We start from the raw sequence: 16,442 nt of genomic DNA, 5'->3' as shown, positions 1-16,442 counted from the left end.
CCTCATGACGAAATGAGCGAGTACCGACACGACGCGGTCGGAGACCCCCGGGGCGAGCCGCCACAACCCGGCCGCCGGAGCCGCGGCCGGGGCCAGCAGCCTCCCGGCCCGCCTCCGCCGTCCCAGGGGGAACGCGGCCGCCGCCACCGCGGCGTCCCACCCGACCAGCTCGTCGCCGCGCACGAGGATTCCGGCGCGCACGGCGCCTACGCCCCGACCCGTTCCCGCAGCATGCAGGAGACCGACCCGGCCGACGTTCCGCGCTCTGGCCGCCGCCGGGGCGGGCCGCCCCCGCCGCCCGACGAGCCCTCGCGGGGCCGCAGGCGCAACCCCCCGTCCGGGGGCAGGCGCATGGGGGTGCTGTCGTGGATCAGCATCGCGCTCACCGCGGTGCTGGTGATCGTCGCGCTGAGCGGCTACACGCTGTACCGCAACCTGCTGGGCGGCATACACACCGAGGACGTCAACGGCGACCTCAACGCCAACCGCCCGGTCAACAGCACCGGCGCGCTCAACGTCCTGCTCGTCGGCTCGGACTCCCGCGCCGGCGACAACAAGAGGTACGGCCAGCACATGGCCGGCGAGGGCGAGCGCACCGACACGATCATCCTCATGCACGTCTCGCCGAACCGCGACAAGGCGACGCTGATCAGCTTCCCGCGCGACTCGATGGTGCAGATCCCCGCCTGCAAGAACGCGCGGACGAAGGCCCCGATCCCGCCCCGCCTCGACATGATCAACTCGGCGTTCAACGAGGGCGGCATGGCCTGCACGATCAACACGGTCGAGGCGAACACCAACATCCGCGTCGACCACTACATCAAGGTCGACTTCACGGGCTTCAAGAGCATCGTCGACGCGCTCGGCGGCATCCAGATCTGCGTCCCCACGGCCGTCGACGACAAGGACGCCAAGCTCCACCTCCAAGCCGGAAAGCAGATCGTGAAGGGCGAGACCGCCCTCGCGTACGTCCGCGCCCGCCACTCCCTCGGCGACGGCAGCGACATCAGCCGCATCAAGCGCCAGCAGATCTTCCTCTCCCAGGTGGCGAAGAAGGCCACCAGCGGAGACACCCTGACCGACCCGACCAAGCTGCTCGGCCTGGTCTCCGCCGCCGCCAAGGCGGTGGTCATGGACCCGCAGCTCGACGTCGACACGCTCATCGAGATCGCGCAGAGCGCCCGCAGCCTCACCGCCAAGGGCGTGAAGTTCGTGACCGTCCCCTGGGAGCCGTACCCGGCGGACAAGAACCGCGTGCAGTGGAAGCAGCCGGACGCCGGGCGCATGTTCGAGTCGCTGCGCAACGACATCGAGGTCACCCCGACGGCCAAGCCGAGCGCGGCGGCGTCGTCGTCCGGCGCCCCCGCCAAGCCCGCGCCGAAGCCGGGACAGATCCAGGTGCAGGTGCTCAACGGCACCAACACCGGTGGCAAGGCCAAGGAGGTCGCCGAGGCGCTGGCCGCCCAGGGCTTCAAGGTCACGCAGGTGGGCGACGCGCGGCAGGCCGACGGCACCGACCGGCCGCAGACGATGGTCCTCTACGCCAAGACGGCCGCCGAGGGCGCCGACTACGCCGCCCCGCTGGCCGCCAAGCTCGTGACCAAGGTGACGCCCGCGGCGGGCAAGGTGAAGACCGGGCTCACCACCCCGTTCACTCCGTCCGCGGCGGTCAACCCGCCCGCCGGGGCGACCGCGACGCCCGAGCCCGGCAGCCCCGTCATCCAGCTCGTCGTCGGCGCCGACTTCAAGGGCGTCAAGGTGCCCGTGACGATCCCGGACAGCGCCCGCGTCGTGGACTCCAAGACCGACGTGTGCAGCACCTGACCCGCGCCTGATCGTCGTGCGGAACGGCCCGGCCCCCCGGTGGGGCCGGGCCTTTTCATGATCGAATCTGGGGGAACTCGGCCCTCTGCCGCGACAACGACCGGCGGGCGCGTTATGGTGGATGATCTGGCCGGGCCGCCTTCCGCCATTCCCGTCCGCCTCGCAGACAGGCCGCCCTCCAGACGCCAGCCCTGGTCTCCCGACAGATAGCCGAGCTTTCCCCCGTGAGCGACACGAGATCCTCCTCCTTCCAGGTTCCGGCGCCCCGCACCGACGACGTCTCCACCGACGCCGACGCCGCGGCCGTCCCCGGCAGACCAGGAGAGGGGCCCGTCGAGCCGGGCCCGGACGCGAAGGCGGCCGAGGAGGACGCGCCGACGGCCCGCTGGCCCGTCCCCGACTACGCCGAGCCGCCGACGGGCGCCTGGGACCGGCTGCGCCCGCAGACCGGCGACCAGCCCCGGCAGCCTCTGTGGCCCGTCGCCGAGCCGGACGCGCCCACCCCTCACGACGGCGCCCGCCGTCCCATCGGTGACGACGACCCGGAGACGTTCAGCTTCGACCGTCCCTCGTGGGACGAGCCCCCGCAGACCTCCTCCGGCGGCCACGCCGCGCCGCCGTCCTGGGCCCGGCACCCATCGGGGCCGGTGAGCCCGTCCTGGGATCAGCAGGCGCCGGGGCCGAGCCCGTCCTGGGGCCGTGAGGAATCCGGGCCTGCGAGCCGGGCCGGCGAGCACGCGTCCGGTTCGTATTTCCAGCCCGGCCAGCACGCGCGGCAGGCGGGTGACCACGCGTCGGGGCCGCAGGCGTGGGACGGGCCCACCCCGCCCGCCGGCGACCGCCAGGCGCCGCCCCCGCCGGTGCCCGCGTGGGAGGCTCCCCCGGCCTCCGCCTCGCCGTCCTCCGACGGCTTCTCGTACTGGGAGCGGCGGGTCCCCGAGGCGCCGGCGCCCCCTCCCCCGGGCTGGGACACGCGGGGGTCCGCGCCTTCCGGCTTCGGCGGCCCGGGCATCGGCGGCGGCGCCCGCAGTCGGCGCCCGTCCACCGAGGCCGCCTGGGACGCGCCCGCCCCCGAGGCCGAGGAGGCCCCGGAGGCCCGGCCCGCCAAGCGCCCGCGCGAGCCGTACCTCGACAACGTGAAGTTCCTCCTGATCACCCTGGTCGTCACCGGCCACTCGCTGGTGCCCACCCTGTCGGCCCACTCCTCGCGGTCGGCGTACCTGTTCATCTACGTGTTCCACATGCCGCTGTTCGTCATCATCAGCGGCTACCTGAGCCGGAACTTCTGGAACTCCAACGCCAAGACCAACAAGCTCGTCGACACCTTCCTCATGCCATACGTCGTCGTGGAGCTCGGGTACGCCCTGCTCCGCTTCGCGTTCGGCCACAAGTTCAGCCTGACGATCATCGACCCGGCCTGGCTGAACTGGTACCTGCTCGCCCTGCTGCTGTGGCGGCTGTCCACGCCCGTGTGGAAGCGCATGCGCTACCCGCTGCCGATCGCGGTGGCCGTCTACCTGCTCGCGGGCCTGTCGGACCTGCCCGGCGACTTCAGCATGGACCGCTTCTTCGGGCTCATGCCGTTCTTCGTGCTCGGCCTGCTGCTGCAGCCCCACCACTTCGACATGCTCGACCGGCTCTGGGTGAAGATCCTCGCGGTCGGCGTGCTCGCGGGCGCGGCCGCGGTGGCGATCTTCATCTCGCCGCGCGTGCCGCTCGACCCGATCTACTACAAGGACAGCTACGCCGACCTGCACATGTCGTGGTGGATGGGCATGGCGATGCGCGCCGCCCTGCTGGTCGCGGCGCTGCTCGTCTCGGCGGCCGTCCTCGCCCTGGTCCCCCGCAAGAACACCTGGTTCTCCGACCTCGGCACCCGCACCCTGTACTGCTACCTGCTGCACGGTGTGCCCGTGTACATCGCCAAAGAAATGGGCTGGCTGGGCTTCCCGTGGCTGCACGGCCCGCTCGGCGTGATGGCGATCACGAGCAGTTGCTTCGCCCTGGCGATCATTCTGTGCCTGCCGGAGACCCGAACGGTCTTCAAATGGCTGCTCGAACCACGCCTCACCTGGCTTTACCGCAGGCCGTCCGCCGAGGCCAGCGCGGGTGCCCGCTAGGGGCGTATGTTCAACGGCATTTCCACCGCGATTAACTGGACGCATCCGGATCTGAAGGAAACGGCACCCAACATCTACATATGAAGGTATGTGTCGGCACGATCGTCCACCATCCGGAGGACGCTCGGATCATGCACCGGCAGATCCGCGCCCTGCTCGACGCCGGACATGCGGTGACGTACATCGCGCCGTTCACCCACTGCAATGTCACCCCGCCCCGCCAGATCACCGCGATCGACGTGCCCCGCGCCGTCGGCCTGCGGCGGGGACGTGCGCTGAGCGCCGCGCGGCGCGCCCTCAAGAAGGGCGCCAAGGACGCCGACATCCTGCTGATCCACGACATCGAGCTGCTGCTCGCCCTGCCCCGCAAGCGGCCGACCACCGTGTGGGACGTGCACGAGGACCTCGTCGGCTCGCTGGAAACCAAGACATACCTGCCCGAATCGGCCCGCCGGATGCTCCCACACCTCGTGAACCGCATCGAGAGCCGGGCCGAGCGGCGCATGCACCTGATCCTCGCCGAGGCCGCCTACCGCGACCGCTTCCTCGGCAACCACCCGGTGATCCCCAACACCACGTACGTGCCCGCGACGCCGCCGCCGCTCCCCGGCGCCAACCGGCTCGTCTACGTCGGCCACCTGTCCGAGGCCAGGGGCGCGCTGGAGATGATCGAACTGGCGCGCCGGCTCGCGCCCGCGGGCGTCCGGCTGGACCTCGTCGGCGCCGCCGACCCGGACGTGCGCCCCATGCTGCGCGACGCCCAGCGCGCGGGCCTGCTCGACTGGTACGGGTACGTGCCCAACGACCACGCGCTGCGCATGGCCGAGGGGGCGATCGCGGGGCTCTCGCTCCTTCACGACGTGCCCAACTACCGGCAGTCGCTGCCCACCAAGATCATCGAGTACATGGCCAGGGGCATCCCGACCATCACCACGCCGCTTCCCATGGCCGCCTCGATCGTGGGCCGCGCCGACTGCGGCGTCATCGTCCCGTACGGCGACGTGGACGCGGTGGCCCAGGCGGTGCTGCGCCTGCGCGACGACCCCGAGCGCCGCGCGGTCATGGGCGCCCGCGGCTACGCCGAGGCCCGCGGCCACTACCACTGGCCTGACCACGCCCGCGACTTCATAGCCCGCCTGGAGGAATGGTCCCTCCCCGCCCCCGCCGCCGCCCTCCCCCGAGTGGTCCCCGCCTGACCGGCGCCCTCACCCGTCCCCGGGCCCTCACCCGGACGAGCGCCGTGCGGCGCGGGCTCCTGGGTGGGGGTGCGCGCCTACATGCTGTGGGGCTGGTACGCCGTGTGCGCTCTGCTCGCCCTCCTGGCCTCCTCGCCCTCCTCCGCCACGTCCTGCGCCGCCCCTCGAACACGAACACCCCCCAAGCCCCTCAGCACCGCACAAAGGCGCCGACATCCCCGTAGACCCATCCCGCTAAGGGCCCGCATGGGCTGTTCACCACACGGCCCTCCCGCGTCGTTCTGCTACCGGTGGCGTCGGGCACCTGGGGTTGGTGTACTTGGTGTCATGGCCAGCCATCTCATCCAGGGGCGCGAGGTCACCCTGCCGGTGAAGGTCGCGGACGCCACGGCCTGCGCGGCGATCTACACCGTCCGCGCCGACGCCGCCCGGGCCGTGCTCGCCTACTCTCCCGACCTGGACGTCACCGAGGTGCTCCCCGGCAAGGCGCTGTGCGTGCTCGGGTTCATCCGCTACGACGACGGCGATCTCGGCGCGTACAACGAGTTCGGCGTGGGCTTCATGGTCCGCCCCGCGGACGCGCACCGGCCGTCCGCCGCCCGCAACGCGCTGCACGGCATGCGCGAGCTGCGCAAGCAGGGCACGGGCGCGTTCGTCCACTGGCTTCCCGTGGACCAGCGCTTCACCATGGAGGCGGGCCGCTCGATCTGGGGTTTCCCCAAGGAACTCGCCGAGATCGACCTGCGCATGTCCTCGCCGTACAAGCGATGCATTCTCCGCAAGGACGGACGTCTCATCCTCGACCTGCTGATCCGCCCGGGAATGCCCGTCCCGCCCGGCTCCACCCGCCTGGACGCGTACACGCACCTGGACGGCACGACCCGCCGCGTCCGCTGGACCACCCGCCCCCAGAGCGTGCGCTCCCGCCCGGGCGGCGCGCTGATCAGGCTGGGCAACCACCCCATCGCCAAGGAGCTCAGCGAGCTGGGCCTCCCCAAACACGCCCTCCTTACCACGACGATCACCCACATGACCATGACCTTCGCCGAACCCGAGACCATCCCCCGATCCTGAGCCACCATTCAGCCGCGCCGTCCGCGCCCGGAACCCGGGCGCACTGAAGTACAGTTCAGCGGACCGTACTTCAGTATTGGAGTTGTCACTCTTGGTCCCCAAGCCGACCCACGTCTTCGACCGTGACTGGGAATGGGAAGCGCTCACCTCATTCGCGACCGGCTCTCATGCCGAGGTCTCCTTCGGCGTCGTCAGCGGGCGACGGCGTCAGGGAAAGACGTTTCTGCTGAGATCATTGACCGAAGCCCTCGGAGGGTTCTACTTCGAGGCGACCGAGGGTACGGACGTCGAACTGCTCCGCCTGTTCGGTATGGCCCTCGCCCGGCACTCCGGTTCTCCGGTCGGCTACCCCTTCGCGGACTGGCGGGACGCGCTCACCTTCTTCTTCTCTCTGCCCAAGGACCGTCCGATGCCCCGCGATCCCGCGCTGTACCACTCGGTTCTGTCCGCGGTTGCGGAAGGTAACAACACCTGGGGCGGCATAGCCAGCCATATCGGCTACAAGTCCTCGGACATCGCCCACCCGCTCAACGTCCTTGAGGACTGCGGCCTGCTCGTGAAAGAGAAAGACGCCTTCCGGTCAGGGCGGACGCGCTACCGCATCGCCGAGCCGTTGATCACCTTCTACCAGGCGATCATGCGCCCCGAATGGACGGACCTGAGCCTCGGTTTCGCCGCAGAAGTCTGGGAACGGTCGCGCCGGCGCTTCCTCTCCAAGGTGATGGGCCCGCACTTCGAGACCCTCTGCAGAGAGTACGCGCTGCGCTACGGCCGGGCGCACTTCGGCGAGGTCGTGGCCGGGACGGTCGCGGATCCCGCCAACAAGTCCCAGATCGACGTGGACATCGCCGTTCTCGGCGTCGCGCACGCAGGTGAGACGCGTGCGATCAAGTCCCTGGGGGAGGCCAAGTGGGACAAGGTCATGGATCTTCGCCACCTTGAGCGCCTCCGCCGGGCTCGCGATCTACTGGCCGCCAAGGGCTATGACACCACGAACACCACTCTGGCCTGCTACAGCGGCGCCGGGTTCCATGACACCCTCCGCGCCGAAGCCAAGCGCGACCCGGCGATCCTCCTCGTCGACATCCCCATGCTGTACGGCAACGCCTGACCAGGAAGCGCCGGGTCTGCTCACCAGAGGGGCGGGTGTTCTTTGAGCGTGCCGGCGGGCGGCTTCGCGGGTGGGGGCTGCGGTCAGCCGGCGGCGGTTATTTCGATTTCCACCAGCCAGTCGGTGTCGAGGGTCTGGGCGACGATCGCCGTGGTCGGGATCACGCGTCCGCCGAGCGCCGCCACGCGGGCCGCCGCGTTCGCCTCGGCGTACGACGCGTCGCGGAGGTAACTGGTGAGGCGCACGATGTTGTCCACGGTCATGCCCGCCGACGCCAGGATCGTCCGGAGGTTGGACCAGATGAGACCGAGCTGCTCCTCCAGTGTGGCGCCGGCCGCACCCGTCGCGTCGAGGCCCATCGTCCCGGCCACGAACAACAGCCGCTGGGCGTTGCGTACCTCGACCGCATGCACATAGTCACTGCTGCTCGCATAAACCCCGACATCGGGGTCGTGCGTCACGATCTCCATCTGAGGCTTCGATGTCACGAGGCCCGATCCTTTCAGGGATCGGAGACCGAAGAAACACGGTTATGTCGTAGTCGTTGGCGCGGACGCCCGTCAGCGATGGCTCAGGACGTTGACCACACGGCCGCTCGGGTCGCGGTTACAAGGCTCCGTCAACGTACCGGGTCGGCGTGTGGGGCGTCCGGAGACGGGAGGCGGGGGCCGTCGGCGGAAGACGCCACCCCGCGATGTCGGTCTGGGCGACGTCGGCGGCCAGAGGGCCCGCCGCCATCGCGGCGAGACGCGCGCGCCGCTGGGCAGAGCCTGTGAGGCGGACGGCCGCGTGTTCGGGCTCGCTTTTCACCGGGACGGCGAGGGCGAGGATTTCGGTGCACCGGCGGCTCATCCACGTACAGGCGGCGTGGAACCGCGTGACGGCCGTGGACGTGTAGAGGGCGGCCGGATCGGCGGCCAGCGGGGCGGTGACCCGGTCCAGGAGGATGGGCATGCCGGATGCCCGCCAGTCCTCGTCGGCCCACCTAGTGTCGCTCCGCACGGCCTCGACGGCGAGCGCGGAGTCGATGGGGACGATGGCCTCGTCGGGCCACGAGGCGGGGAGGTGCAGCTTCGCGCGGGCCCGCTGCCGCGCCCAGGCGGCGGCCACGACCGGGGTGGAGCGCTCGTGTCCCCTGCCGTCGACGACCAGCGTCGTCCGTTCCGTGCCGGTGTGGTCGAGGGCGACGGAGAGCCAGGTGGCGACCTGGTGGAGGCGCACGGAGGTATCGTCCCGCGCGATGTCCCCGTAGTCCACGACCAGGAGCGTCGCGTGCGCGCCGGCCAGCGCCGCGCGCAGTTCGGCGGCGGCCACCGTCCCGTCCTGGGCAGTGTCGTACGGGTCGCACGACGGCGAGACCATGAGACGGGACAGCGGCCTGGTGGGAGTGCGGGCCAGCATGACGTGCAGCGCGCCGCCCACCGTCCGGCTGCCGGGAAGGGCCGTCACGGCCAGGACCCGCGGTTCGTACTCGCCGCGGGAGACGGCTCCGGTGGCGATGGCGGTGAGATCGTCGAGCAGACGCCGGGGCAGCAGCCCACCGGTGACGGCCGGGGACATCCGCGCCAGCAGCGAGGCGATCCGCGTCCACCGCTCCGGCAGCCCGCCCGCCTCTCCGCCCACCACGCTCATGGGCCCCGCCTCTCCGGCGCAGCTCCCCTGTCCGGTGGGACCCGCCGCGTGCGCGGGGTGTGCGCCGGCGGAGGCGACGTCCGTCACGAGCTGGGGATGTAGACGACGCGTGCGCGCTTGTCCCCGTACCCCAGGCGCAGGGTCCACACGATGCTCCCCGGCTCGCCGCGCACCAGTTCGAGGAACTCCCGCTGCCTGAGCTGGATGCAGTCGTCACTCATGGACTGCCGCACATCCTTGTACAGGACGCTGCCAGGGGTGATCATGGTCGCCCCGCGCCCCCCGGGGTGCTCGTCGATGATCTTCCGCAGCAGTTCGACCTGCCGGTCCCACCAACTGCCCTGCCGCGGAAGGGGGATCGGTACGAGCCCCCGGATCGCCTCGTCGGTCTCGGCCAGCCGGACGAACCTCTTGGTGTCGTCGAGCGACTTGTCCAGAAGTCCTGCGAAGCGGCTGGCGATGGCGCTGCGGTACGACGTGACCTCGCGGGCCGCGGGGCGCAGATCCTTGCCGGGCACGACGCCCGCCAGGCCGACCCACGTCGCGGGGTCGTGCTCGGCCAGCCAGGCCACCGCCGCGGCCAGCTCCGCGAGCGGCCTCCACCGTTCGCCGCGCGCCCGGTCCTCACCGAGGAGTGTCGTGACGAACTCGGGATCGACCACCGGCGAGGGCCCCGCCCCGGCTTCCAGCAGCCTCGCCACTTCGAGGTCATCGGCGTCCTCGGCGTGACCGTCGAGTGCCTCGGAGACCAGTTCGGCGGCGCGGCGCCTCCACTCTTCTTCCTCCTGTGGCGCCAGACGCAGGAACAGCAGGGAGATGCGCCGCCGTACGCCGGCCGACCACTCCTCGTGCGGACCGGTCAGGTCGGTGAGCTTGTAGGCGCGGGCGTAGTCCTTGGTCTGTGTGGCCTCGGCCAGTTCCCGGCACAGCTCCCTCAGCGCGCCGGCCACGACGTCCTCCCGGCTCGGCGGAGCGGTCGGCGCCGGTTCGTCATCATGCGAAGGCCCGTCTCCGGGCAAGGGCCGCGCGCCGGCTCGGTTACCGGCGTCGCCGCTGCCCGCGTCGCCGTCAGCGTCGTCACCATCGTCACCCACGCCGCCCGCCTTGCTCGCCTTGCTCGCGTCGGCCGCGTTACCGGCGTTGCCCGCGAGGGTCACGTTTCCGGTCAAGGCCGGGGCAGCCGTCGTGGACGCGGTCCCCGTCGCGGTCGCGGAGCGGGCGGCGTAGAGGACACTTTCGAGCGCCTCCCTCGCCGCCCTCACCACCAGGTACTCCCCCTTCCAGCCGTCCGGCACACCGGCGGCCTCCGTGCCGCCGAAAGCCTCCCGACCGGCGACGGCCACGGCGGCGGGCTCGGCCTCGATGGCAGTCCTCACCCCGGAGTGAAGCACGTCGTACAGCTCGCGCAGCTTCGCCCGGACGGGACGGGCCTGTCCTTCGGGGAGCAGGGTGAGGACATCGATCAGTGCCGGGCCGAGCCGTTCGGGCCCGGCGGCGCTCGGTGTGGTCATGGCGGATTCAGTGCCTTCCGTTGAACGGGTTGCGCTCGGGCTTCAGCTCCGGCTCCCCCGGCTCCATGGAGACGCGCAGGACCGATCCAGGGATCCGTTCGACGTCGCGCACTGACCCGGCCTCCCAGTAGCGGGGCTCGCCCCGATGCAGGCGCAGCCGTCCCCGCACGTCGAGGGTGGCCACGTACCGCGCGACGGGCCCGCGCCCGCCGCTGACGTGCAGGACCGCCAGGTCCTCTTCCGTCCCGTCGGTCCGGCGGAGGAAGAAGCGGTAGTCCCCCATCGCGGAGGGGGACGGCAGCGGGGCGGAGATGATCCCGGGGACGGCCGGGCTCTCCAGGTGGGCCTCGTCGTGGAAGAAGCGGGGGAAGTACCCGGTCACCTCGTCGCCGGGGGCGGGCCGCCACTCGGGGAAGATCTCGGCCACCCGCTCCGTGCCGTCGGCGTCCGCGGCGGCGACGCAGACCGTCGCGGGAAGCTCGCGCAGCCGCCGTTCCTCGGTGCTCCAGCTGGACGCGCCGAGCGCCGGACGCAGGTCGATGACCTGGCCGGGGGCCGTCCCAACGTGGTAGTGGGCCGGTCCGTGGCTCAGGTGCAGGCAGGGGGTGAGAGACTGGTCGACTTCGAGCTGCGCCAGCACAAGCGCGGGACGGGTGCCGTCCGAGCTGGGCTCGAAGATGGCCGGGTCTGGGCGGTAGCCGCCAGGGTCCTGGTAATTGTAGGTGCGGAACACGCCCCACTGGATGCTCTTGGCCCGGCCGGTCGGGCGATGGATCTCGAAGCTGGGGATCATGGGTTCCCACGCGGCGGCCCGGGCGGCGAGCGTGCCCTTGTCGTCCACCTCGATCATCTTCGTGCCCGGCCACAGGAGCGGCTTGCTCTGCCGTCCGGTGAGCTTGAGCTGGAATCCGCATGGCAGGCTGTGGAACAGGTTCTCGACGTCGACGTTCACCCACGTCCGTCCTCGGTCGAGCTCCGACTCGCCGCCGCCGGTGCCCCTCTCGCGGATCGACTGGGCCCAGCAGGCTCCGAGGGACGCCGCCTGCTTGGCCCGCTCCGACTCGACGGCCAGCTCGGACGGGTTCCAGGGCAGCCGGTCCTCGCCGTGGGCGAGCACCTGGGTGACGACCTCGGACAGCAGGGGCATCCTGCTGGTCTTGCCGGACAACATGACCCGGTCGAGCACGGTGTCCTCCGGGTCGGTGAGCGTGGTGCGCACCAGCCACGCGGCCAGCTCGGCCGCCTCCCGCAACGCGGGGCGCAGCAGCGTCTCGAACTGCTCGCGCGGCAACCGCAGATCCTCCTTGGGAAGGAGTTCGGCGAGCTGGGGCAGGCCCTGGACGTTCTGCTCGTCGATCTTGCGCACCAGGTCCTGGAGGTCGGTCTGGCTGAGCTCGATCCACTCCTCCGTGGTGCCGCTGAGCTTGATCTTCGCCGTCTCGGCGAGGTTCCACAGCAGGTGGAAGGCGTCCTGGGCATGCTGCCGCACCTTCTCGTCGCGGCGATGCCAGTGTGTGGGCAGGCCCGCGGCCAGCGCCTTCCCGATCTCGTCCGGCACGGGATCTTCCGCGTCCGATCCGGCGACCAGCGCGGCCAGCGACCCCGGGCCGGCGCCCTTGCCGCGGAGGTTGGCGTGGACGCGCTCGGAGAGCCGCCGCCGCTGTTCCTCGGGTCCGGAGCCCGACAGCAGGGAGTCGAGCAGCGCCGCCTTGATCCAGTAGAAGACGCGCAGGGTCAGGTAGTTGCCGCCGAGCTGGGGGTGGCCGGTGGAGTTCAGCACCTCCGGGCGCAGGATGTAGTGCCGCCCCCGGACAAGGCTGTCGGGGTGGTCGGGGGTGATGTCCTGGAGGGTGAGGCCGATCAGCGCGACGTCGGTCGTACCTGCCCCGATGTCGATGAGCAGCATGTTCTGCCGCCAGGTCGGCGGGTCGGCGGACACCTGCCGGGCGCGGGCGCGGATCGCCTCGGCGCCGAACTCCAGCCGGCCGCTCCCGAAGTCGCGCATGAGGAAGTACAGGCCGGCGGCCACCCCCTCGTCGAAATCGATGACGACCTTCCGCAGGTCCAGGGACACTTCGAGCAGCTCGTGCAGGTGACGGCGCGCGGAGAACGGGGTGGTGGTCGGGTAGGTCGCCACCAGGTTGATCAGCCGCTCGACCGGCCTCTCGTCCCCGTCGCGGGCGAAGTTCTCGGTGTCCTCGACGAGGATGCGGTACACCCGCGCGATCAGGTCGTCGGTGGTGGCCTCACGGCCGTCCTCGACCGTCATGCCGGGCAGCAGCTCGCTCTTGAACAGGTACCCCTTCAGGTCCCGCCGCACGCCCTGGCCGTCCGCGCTGAGCTCGATCTCGACCGGGTTCTCGGCCGTGACCCGGATCGAGCTCGGCCGCTCCCGCAAATCCTCGTCGGGGTCGAAGACGACCTCGCGGATGTGCAGCTCCTCCAGGTTCGGCACCGTGAACGCGCGATCGAGGCAGGCCAGCAGCCGGGGGGCGAACCACTCGGCGAGGTCGGTGCCGCACGCGGCCAGCGACTTCTCCAGCACCAGGCAGATCTCGTCGAGCAGCGGATCGGTGGTCCCGCCGGCGGACGTGGGGAGGCCCTCCAGCAGCGCGGCGAGCGCGGCGGCGTCGGCGACCTCGCCGCCCGGCACCTGCGGCCGGACGGTCTGGACCAGTTCATCCAGCAGGGCACGCCACGGCGCGGCCAGCGAGGACGGGGGCTCGGCCCGCAGCAACTCCGCGAGCTCCTCGCGCAGCCTGGCCGCCTGCCCCACGTCGATCGCCCGCTGGTCGACGTGCCGCATGTCGGAGAACGCCACCGCGGACGAGGAGGTGCCGAAGTCGACCACGGCGAAGCCGGTGTAGTCCTTCTCGTCCTCACCGCGCCTGCGCACCACGATCGGCTTGTGGCGGGTCGTGCGGGGCCGCGGCTCGTCTCCGGCGGTGACGGGCGGGGGCTGGACTCCCGGGGGCATGAAGATCAGGCGCGCCCGCACATCGCTGGACGCCGACACGCGGCTGACGTCCGTGTACACGTACCGCCAGGTGGCCACCACCTCGGGGGACGCGCCCGTGCCCGCCCCGGCGAGGTGGGCGGGCAGCGTGACGCGGGTGGCCAGCTCACGGCGGCCCGACACCCAGCTACGCTCGGTCTCCCAGACCTCGGCCCGCTCGGCGGCCTCGTTCCAGGCGGAGCGGACCGCGCCGGCGAGGTCCTGTGAGCCGGCGGTCGCCCCGGTCGCGCTGACGACCGTCGCCTCCTGCAGTTCGGCCTTCGGGACGGCGGGGCCGGTGAAGAGCACGACGTCGGGCAGGACGTAGACGCCGCCGGTCTCGTACAGGCGGAACGCCCCGGTGGCGGCCACCTGCACGTGCTCGCCCGGCGTCTCGAAGGACAGTTCCAGCAACATCACCGGCTCCTCAGTTCCGCGATCACTTCGATGAGCGGGCTCGCGCCGCCTCCGGGCCCGCCGCCGTCCTGCGGGCACCCGCCGGTCCCGGACGTCCCGTCATCGTCGTCCGGCCTCCTGCGGTCGGGCGGGAACATCAGGCGGGGCGCGGCGGGGCCCGGGATGCGCTGCCACAGGGTTTGGAGCACCTTCAGCATCTCGCCGTGCAGACGCTCGACGTCGGCGTTGACCTGGGCCGTCAGCCCGGCCGTGAGCCCGTTGCACAGCTCCCGCTGGAGCCGGAACACGTAGACCTGGTGGCGGGCCATCTGCTGCTCCACGTCGCCGGGCCCCTCGTGGACGTCCGCGTGCCAGGGCAGGGCCCGTTCCAGGTACAGCGGGTACCCGGCGGCGACGTCCTCGACCGGCGTCTCGCCTTCGAGGATCCTCTTGACGCCCTTGGCCATCCACGACAGGTCGGCCAGCCGGGTGAGCACCTGCCCGACGCCCGCGCCGTAGAGCCGACCGAGCTTGGGCAGGCCGGCGTCCAGCAGCCGGGCGACCTCCGGGTCGCCCAAGCGCTCCTTGAGGTCGCCGAGCTGCTCGACGCTGGACTCGATCCAGCGCAGCGCCGCCTCCTCGACGCCGCGACGTCCGCGCGTGGCCGCCGCCCTGAGGACGTCCGCGTAGGAGTCGAAGAACGTGGCCGTGGTCTCGTTGCCGAGCGAGCCGTCGCCCTCCAGATCGTCCTCGTCGAGGAACCAGTCCACGGCCGGCGGCTCGGCGCGTTCGGTCTTCGGGATGAACCCGTCGTGGGAGCGCTGGAGGATGGCCTGCCACTCCGGCCACCGCATGACCTCGGTGACGGCCGAGGTGCGGATGCGCTCCACGAGCGGCGCCCCGTCGGCGGCGCGCAGCCCGGCCGGGTCGTGGAGCGCCTTGAGCGACTCGGCGACCCGCTGGTGGCGCAGCCGGAAGTCGTTGAACAGTTCCTCGACGAGCTGGCGGGCCGAGGAGTTCTCGTCGTCGGTCAGCTCCTCGGCCAGCAGCAGCCGTTCGAGCTGGACGAGCGCCTCGCGCATGCGCCGGTCCTGGGCGCGCATGGTGAGCAGCTTGTTGCGCAGACCGTGGGTGCGCGCGTGGTCCTCGATCAGCGTCCGCAGCGCCCTCATGCCGCCGTCCTCGGCGAAGGCCGCCAGCGACGCGGCCCACGGGTCGGCCGGGTCGGCGTCGGTCAGCCTCGCGGCGATCTTCCCCCACGCTTCGGCGGCCTCGGGCCCATAGGCGACGGCGGCCTGGACCTTCTGGCCCTCCTCGCCGGGGAAGTAGCCGGCCAGGCCGGTCTTGCTCATCGCCACGGGGGAGGAGACGAGCCGGACGCGCGCGGCCTGGTCCTGGACCAGGGCGAGCGCGGTGTTGGACAGACCGGCCAGCTTCTGCGACGCCGCTCGCAGGTCGGGGAAGGTGAGCCGGTCGTGCACGCCGACCGCGGGCGCGGGGACGAGGTCGAAACGGTTGCCCGCGACCAGGATGTAGTCGCGCAGTTCCTTCTCGTCGCGCCCGTAGCGCTGCAGCATGCCGTAGAACCGGTCGGGCACGCTGGTCGACGGGTTGCCGGCGTCGATCACGGTGATGATGGTGTGGACGACGCCCAGCTCGGTGCGGCTCAGGTACTCGTCCCGCAGCGCGGAGCGCCGCGAGTCCAGGCCGGGGAAGTCCAGCAGCACGACCTCGTCGCGGCCGCTCAGGCCGTCCAGCGGCCACACCAGGGGGTCCACCCGCACCTGATAGGACACCCGCTTGACCAGGGGAAAGCCGGCCCGCAGGGTTTCCCCGTCCCGCGCGACGCCCTCAAGGGTGATCGAGCGGACGGAGCGGGGCGGGAACTGGCCGGGCACCGGCCTGTCCGCGCCGAGGTCGACGGCTTCGCGGATCAGCTTGCCGACCACGACGGCCCTTTGCCCGAGCAGGCCGGGTCCGCTCAGGTGCGCGTCGCGCAGGGCGAGCAGCTCCACCGCGATCTTCCGGTGCTCGATGTTGCCGTGCGCGCCGGCCCACACCTGGGTTCGGCACCAGTGCTCCAGCCGGGCCCAGCCCTCGGCGATCGGGTCGTACTGAAGCGGGGTGACGTCGGCGTCGGGGAAGATCTTCTTGACCGACAGGGCGAGTTCGCCAAGCATGTCGCGCACGCAGTCGGTGAGCTCCTGCACGGTCATGTAGGTGACGGTCGCGAGTTCGTCCCACTCCGTGCGCGCACCTGGCTCTCCGGGCTTGAGGTAGAGCGCGGTGACGTTGCCCGTGGTCGCGCGCTGCTCGGTGGGGAGCAGGTCCGGGCGTCCGAGCAACGTGCCGATCAGCATCGACTTGCCCACCGAGAACGCGCCGACCACGCCGATGGTGATCGGTTCGTCCGCCTGCGTGACCAGTTCGACCGCGTGCCGCTCGACGCGGTCGCGCACGGCGCGCAGCGTCTCGTCGTCGGGGAAAACATGGGCGTTCAGCGCGGCGCGCAGCCTTTCGGCGTCCGCCCGCATCACCGCTATCTCGTCGATCGCCATAGGGCCGTCCCTCCGCGCCTTCCGA

10 protein-coding genes are annotated in these 16,442 nt (G+C 71.5%); 5 read left to right on the top strand and 5 right to left on the bottom strand.

What is annotated here, in order from left to right; translation table 11 throughout:
- Window positions 1-12 precede the first annotated feature (12 nt).
- The 5 genes from AB0M95_RS15590 to AB0M95_RS15570 all read left to right on the top strand — a co-directional run bounded on the left by AB0M95_RS15590 (window position 13) and on the right by AB0M95_RS15570 (window position 7,325).
- Window positions 13-1,824 (top strand): LCP family protein, encoded by a 1,812-nt coding sequence (locus AB0M95_RS15590; RefSeq protein WP_363764231.1) that lies wholly within the window; start codon window positions 13-15, stop codon window positions 1,822-1,824.
- Window positions 1,825-2,048: 224 nt separating this feature from the next.
- Window positions 2,049-3,944 (top strand): acyltransferase family protein, encoded by a 1,896-nt coding sequence (locus tag AB0M95_RS15585; RefSeq protein WP_363764229.1) that lies wholly within the window; start codon window positions 2,049-2,051, stop codon window positions 3,942-3,944.
- Window positions 3,945-4,024: 80 nt separating this feature from the next.
- Complete coding sequence (locus AB0M95_RS15580) at window positions 4,025-5,140, top strand: glycosyltransferase (RefSeq protein ID WP_363764226.1); 1,116 nt, start codon at window positions 4,025-4,027, stop codon at window positions 5,138-5,140.
- Window positions 5,141-5,467: 327 nt separating this feature from the next.
- Window positions 5,468-6,214, top strand: coding sequence for an acetoacetate decarboxylase family protein (locus AB0M95_RS15575; protein WP_363764224.1), 747 nt, complete (start codon window positions 5,468-5,470; stop codon window positions 6,212-6,214).
- Window positions 6,215-6,296: 82 nt separating this feature from the next.
- Window positions 6,297-7,325, top strand: coding sequence for a hypothetical protein (locus AB0M95_RS15570; RefSeq protein WP_363764221.1), 1,029 nt, complete (start codon window positions 6,297-6,299; stop codon window positions 7,323-7,325).
- An 83-nt stretch (window positions 7,326-7,408) separates the two neighbouring features.
- Here the strand turns inward: AB0M95_RS15570 and AB0M95_RS15565 are convergent, their stop codons facing one another.
- From AB0M95_RS15565 to AB0M95_RS15545, 5 genes are all read right to left on the bottom strand, one after another.
- Window positions 7,409-7,813 (bottom strand): RidA family protein, encoded by a 405-nt coding sequence (locus AB0M95_RS15565; protein ID WP_363764218.1) that lies wholly within the window; start codon window positions 7,811-7,813, stop codon window positions 7,409-7,411.
- Window positions 7,814-7,931: 118 nt separating this feature from the next.
- Entirely contained in the window at window positions 7,932-8,957 is a 1,026-nt protein-coding gene (locus AB0M95_RS15560; protein ID WP_363764215.1) for a hypothetical protein, read from the bottom strand.
- 83 nt (window positions 8,958-9,040) lie between these two features.
- The gene (locus AB0M95_RS15555; protein WP_363764212.1) at window positions 9,041-10,468 is read right to left on the bottom strand and encodes a hypothetical protein; all 1,428 of its coding nucleotides are present in this window, start codon (window positions 10,466-10,468) and stop codon (window positions 9,041-9,043) included.
- A gap of 7 nt (window positions 10,469-10,475) precedes the next feature.
- Complete coding sequence (locus tag AB0M95_RS15550) at window positions 10,476-13,880, bottom strand: hypothetical protein (RefSeq protein WP_363764210.1); 3,405 nt, start codon at window positions 13,878-13,880, stop codon at window positions 10,476-10,478.
- Complete coding sequence (locus tag AB0M95_RS15545) at window positions 13,880-16,417, bottom strand: hypothetical protein (RefSeq protein ID WP_363764207.1); 2,538 nt, start codon at window positions 16,415-16,417, stop codon at window positions 13,880-13,882. Before AB0M95_RS15545 ends, AB0M95_RS15550 begins: the two co-directional genes overlap by 1 nt.
- Between the last annotated feature and the right edge of the window lie 25 nt (window positions 16,418-16,442).

The sequence above is a fragment of the Sphaerisporangium sp. NPDC051017 genome, from assembly GCF_040683095.1.
GTDB lineage: Bacteria > Actinomycetota > Actinomycetes > Streptosporangiales > Streptosporangiaceae > Sphaerisporangium.
This window is presented reverse-complemented; position numbering and strand designations above follow the sequence as displayed.